This window comes from Cupriavidus sp. SK-3 (assembly GCF_000611145.1).
Classification (GTDB): Bacteria; Pseudomonadota; Gammaproteobacteria; order Burkholderiales; family Burkholderiaceae; genus Cupriavidus.
Genome location: NZ_JFJV02000216.1, coordinates 1 through 4,854, shown reverse-complemented (window position 1 = coordinate 4,854; position 4,854 = coordinate 1). Strand labels below are relative to the sequence as shown.

The 4,854-nt window shown below is 65.4% G+C and carries 5 protein-coding genes and 1 pseudogene; 5 read left to right on the top strand and 1 reads right to left on the bottom strand.

The features are described 5' to 3' along the window. From CF70_RS21905 to CF70_RS21885, 5 genes and pseudogenes are all read left to right on the top strand, one after another. A pseudogene (locus CF70_RS21905) lies at positions 1-233 on the top strand (hypothetical protein); the annotation flags it as partial. A gap of 2 nt (positions 234-235) precedes the next feature. Further along, entirely contained in the window at positions 236-1,696 is a 1,461-nt protein-coding gene (locus CF70_RS21900) for a 3'-5' exonuclease (RefSeq protein ID WP_035869533.1), read from the top strand. A gap of 6 nt (positions 1,697-1,702) precedes the next feature. Then, positions 1,703-2,959, top strand: a complete 1,257-nt coding sequence (locus CF70_RS21895; protein ID WP_349675120.1) for a DUF1173 family protein — start codon at positions 1,703-1,705, stop codon at positions 2,957-2,959. Between the two features lie 87 nt (positions 2,960-3,046). Then, complete coding sequence (locus CF70_RS33935) at positions 3,047-4,039, top strand: hypothetical protein (RefSeq protein ID WP_051648764.1); 993 nt, start codon at positions 3,047-3,049, stop codon at positions 4,037-4,039. Further along, positions 4,036-4,434: a DNA translocase FtsK gene (locus tag CF70_RS21885; protein WP_051648762.1), complete on the top strand. Its 399-nt coding sequence runs from the start codon at positions 4,036-4,038 to the stop codon at positions 4,432-4,434. Before CF70_RS33935 ends, CF70_RS21885 begins: the two co-directional genes overlap by 4 nt. Before the next feature lie 200 nt (positions 4,435-4,634). Here CF70_RS21885 and CF70_RS38195 read toward each other — a convergent pair. Continuing rightward, positions 4,635-4,854, bottom strand: a 220-nt coding sequence (locus tag CF70_RS38195; RefSeq protein ID WP_235185154.1) for a hypothetical protein, incomplete at its 5' end; no start/stop codon positions are given.

Sequence of the window (4,854 nt, the reverse complement as noted above, 5' to 3'; positions counted from 1 at the left end):
GCTGCTGGCGCGATGCCCGCAAGATCTATTTCGCCCAGGCCGATGCCGTGCGCGCCGAGATCCGCGCCAAGTGGGCGGCATGGCGCGGCCCGACCACCTCGACCTACTTCGCATGGCTGGTCGACGTGGAGAGCGGCAACCAGGCACGCCGCGTTGCCGCCTGCGAGGCGCAATACGCCGCTGCGCGTATGGCACGCGGCGCCCTGCCAGTGCAAGAACGGCTGGCGGTCTAAACATGCGCCCCACCGAAGAGCAGCAGGAGGCCGTGGCGGCGGTCACCGCTGGCGGCCCCGTCAAGGTCAAGGCTTACGCCGGCGCGGGCAAGACCACCTTCCTGCGGATGGCATCCGAGGCACGCCCGCGTTCGCGGGGCCTCTATTTAGCCTTCAACAAGGACATTGCACAGGAAGCGCAGCGCAAGTTTCCATCGAACACGCGCTGCCGCACCGTGCACTCTCTAGCTTTCGGTTCGACCTCGCCCGACATTACCCGCAAGCTTAGGTACCCGGTTGAGCCGAGCCACAACCTGGCGATCCGCTATGGCATCGGGCCGTTGCGCCTGCCGACCACTATCGGCAAGACCGTCGAATTCACCACCGCCAAGCTTGGCCGCATGGTCATGGACGGCATGGCGCGCTTCTGCTCCTCCGCACAGGCCGAGCCGCAGGCGTGGCACATCTCTGTCGATCCTCTAATCGACGAGGAGTTAGCTGACGCGCTGCGCGACGAACTGCTGCCGCACGTCCAGACCCTCTGGCGCGAAAGCACGGATCCGAACGGGGTGGCATCGATCAGCCATGCGGTGTACGTCAAAGCATGGCAGTTGAGCCGCCCCCGGATTCCGGCGGACTTCATCCTGTTCGATGAAGCGCAGGACGCCGACGGCCTGATGCTGTCGGTGCTGCGCGCCCAGTCGTCGCAGGTCGTCTACGTGGGTGATCCGTACCAGAAGATCTACGAGTGGCGCGGCGCGGTCAATGCGATGGACCATATTAAGGCCCCCGAGAAGGGGCTAACCGAGTCGTTTCGCTTCGGGCCGGCCATTGCCAGCCTGGCGAGCCGCATGTTGCGCCTGATGGACGAGGAAGTCCCGGTGCGCGGCCAGGCAGCCATGGCCTCGCGAGTCGTACGGCACGCCGCCCCCGGCGAGATCCGGCCAAACGCGATTCTCTGCCGCAAGAACACGACCCTGCTCGCCAAGGTGGCCGAAGGGCTCCAGCGCGGCCACAAGGTCGCTGCCCGCACCAAGAAGGAAGAGCTTGTCGCTTTCATCGACGGCGCCGAGCGCCTGCTCGCCGGCCAGCGTACCCACTATCCCGCCGCCCTGTCTCTCTTCGAAAACTGGCTGGACGTGCAGGAGTACGCGGAATCGTTCGCCGGCCGGGACCTGCAGCCCTTGGTGAAACTCATTGACGAGCAGGGGCCAACCTACTTGCGCCAGTTGCTGGCCGCAATCGCCCCCGAGGAAGCCGCCGACTACGTGGTGTCTACCGTGCACAAGGCGAAGGGACTGGAGTGGCCCATCGTGACGCTGGCAGACGACTTCCGCTTCCGACGCGAGGACGACGGCCGAGAGACGCTTCCCACGGACGAGAAGCGCTTGCTCTACGTCGCCATGACCCGGGCGCAGGGCACGCTGGATATTTCCGCGATCGACCGAAGCCTGCAGGCGGTATTCCGCGACGCTGGCGTCTGACTATATATAGGAGTAAAACGGATCATTACGGTTCGAATCGGCAGTGAAGAGCACAATCTGGAGCAGGTACTGGAGACCCCCGCCGACTATGCCCGCGCGCTGGACCGTGCCAAGACCCATCTGGGCTACGCGGAATGCGGTTGCAGCATGGCCTCGCCGCGTCCGAAGCTGGTAATCCGCCGCCACGGCAAGATCTTCATCCTCGCTCGCTGGCCGGATGACCCGCGGCCGCACCGGGACGGCTGTCCATTCCACGACCGAACCTCGCGCGGAAGCGGGGCGCCGACCGATCACGACGCCTTCCAGTCCGCCGGCGGCGTCCATGACGTGCGGCTCGACGTCTCCTTGAAGGTCGCCGCTGGCGCGCAGCCCAGCACCAGCAGGCGCCAGCCGCCTGCGTCCACATCGCGCAGCCAGCGCCGTGCCGCTCCCCTGCTGGCGTTCCTGCAGTATGCGTGGCAGTCCGCAGGCTTGCACGTCTGGCCGGGCTATGGCCGGCGCGGCTGGAATGCCTGCTGGTCGCGCCTCGTGGCCGAACTCGCCGAGTGCAAGATCAACGGGCGGCCCGGCAACGAAGTGTTGCACGTGATGGAACGTTGGGACGAGTCGCGTAGGACCGAGCTGGGTGAGGCACTCGATACCTTCCACAATCGAGCCAGGGCGGGCAAGGACGCCTACCAGCGTGGCCTGATCATCGGAGAGGTTGCCGAACTGAAGCCGAGTCCGCACGGTCACAAGCTAAAGCTTCGGCAGGCAAGCCACTGGTATTACCTATCCAGCGATCTTTATGAGCAGTTCCAACGAAAGTACGCAATGGCGCTGACCGGCGTCGACCGGGAGAACTTGCGCTGCGTGGCCGTGCTGACCTTCGAGAAGTCGCGCCAGGACTACCTAAACGTGATGGACATAGCTGCCATGCTGGCGAACCCGACCTTCATTCCGGTGCATTCGTCCTACGAGGCGGCGATGGCCGACCGCCTGATCGCCGAGGGCCGTGCCTTCGAGAAGCCGCTTCGACACGTCGATCGCGCGCCGGTGCACCCTGATTTCCGGCTCACCGACACCGCGCCGCCAACCGTGATCGAGGTGCTTGGTCTCGCCGGCGACCCGGAATATGACCGACGCGTGGCGGAGAAGCGCGCCCACTACCAGCAGGCAGGCATTCCGCTCGTTGAATGGACGCCGAGCATACAGGCGCTGGAGCAGCTCAAGCTGCCGCCTGCAACGCGACGTCAGTCCAAGACCACCACCGCCGCGACTTGACTTCTGCGTTAGGGCGCTAGGCTGGACCAGTCCCAACCCGCTGGCCGCCCAGCGCCCAACGCCCACCGTCCCCTTCTACTAGTGAGCATGTCTTCCCATTCCCCCCTTACTGAGTCAGGCGCCCTGACAGACGCCAATCCCTTTCCGCTTGGCCCGCTGACCGCGAAACAGACGCAGGACGCGCTTGCGCTCTACCACAGCCTGCCCCACCACACGGCCTCCGGCGAGGCTGTCATTCGCCGCGCGGCCACGACCGCCTATACCAACGGCTTCCAGGACGCCAAGCGATGCTTCGCCGGTGCCACGATTGCAGCGCCCGAGAGCGCCGTGCACCATGCGGAGCCCGACGTCGCCTTGCTGGCCAGCATCGCGACCTGCCTGGATCATGGTTTCGGCACACTCACCACGAACCGCCAGAAGGCGCTGCTCGCCGACGCCCGCAAGGTGTACGACGAAGTGGTCGGCATTGGCTACTACAGACAGGAAAACCGCCGGGACTATCTGCGCTGGCTGTCCAACGAGATCCCGGGCGGCGAGCGGGATTCCAACACGTTCCAGACCGTCGTTCCAGAAGGCACCGCGCCGCTGCAAGCCGCACCGGCCGACCAGGCGCTGACCGAAGCGGGATGGGTCAGCGTCAACGACTGCCTACCGCCGTTCGACACAGGCGAGCGTGTGTTGGTCTACACCGAGGGCGCGGACTTCGCCGGCGAGCAGTTCTTCGACATCAAGGCCGACGACCTATACCCGACGCCGGCCGAGACCAGCCCGGAAGGCGGTGACGCGCGTACTGAGGTGGCCGCGGCCGCAACGCACTGGATGCCGCGACCGTACCCCGCAGCGGCCCCTCGACGGCAGGGGCGCGGCAGGGCGCTATCGGACATAGCGCGCGAGGTTGACATGCGCTGCGCCGAGATCTTTTCGGAAGACGCGCGCCAGATGCAACTGGCAGGAACCCACGGCGCGCTAGCAGCGCGATACGCTGGGTGCGCCGCGATGCTGGTGCGCTACATCCGTTCCACCTCGTCCCCACGGGAGCCAGGCCACCCAACTACCCATCCGAGCGAACAACAAGCATGACCGGCACCGTCGTACTACGCGACCTGCACCTTACGACTCCCGAGGCATTCGACGCCGCCTACGCCGAAGCAATCCGTCTGGTCCACACCCACCGCGCGGCCTCGATTTCGCTCGTGCAGCGCTATCTGAGGATCGGCTACGAGCCCGCGCGCGATTTGCTGGCCCGCATGGTTCGCGAAACCACGTTCGTGCGGACCATGCCAGGTGGCCTATATATGTATGCGCCCGAACCACTCGCGAGCGAGCTGAAGGCGTTGCATGGATTCGTCACCGACATCCTCTTGAGCTGCGAGCGCGGCATCCTCGACGCGCAGGCCGTGCGACAGATCGGTCTCAAGCATGCTCTACTGGACTACGTGCAGCGTGGCAGGGAGCCCCGCCCAACGGATGAATGACCCGCCAGGAGCGGAGACCCGGACCTCAGCGGAACAATCGAACTGATCGGCCCAATCGCAATCTATGTACTGAAGCACCAAATTTCTCCCCGATGAACGAAACAAACCACGACGCAGAATTCCCCCAACCCGACACCGTGCTGGCAATCCGCGGTGCCATTGCAGTGGGCCGCCAGGGCGGGCCCAGGCCCCCCGATGGTTCATGGCTGACCGAGTTCTGGGAAATAGGCCATACCGCCGGCAAAGCAGCCGATACGATGCGCGAGGCGATTACCCCGTTCCAGCGCATGGTTGGCGACGAAACCGCCCATCTTCAGGACCACGTCAACGCGCTCGAGCGCGCCGTCCAGGGCATCGACGGGATCTATCCGGCGCGACTTGAGGATGCGCAGGTGGCTGCCGACAATCATGACTGACGCC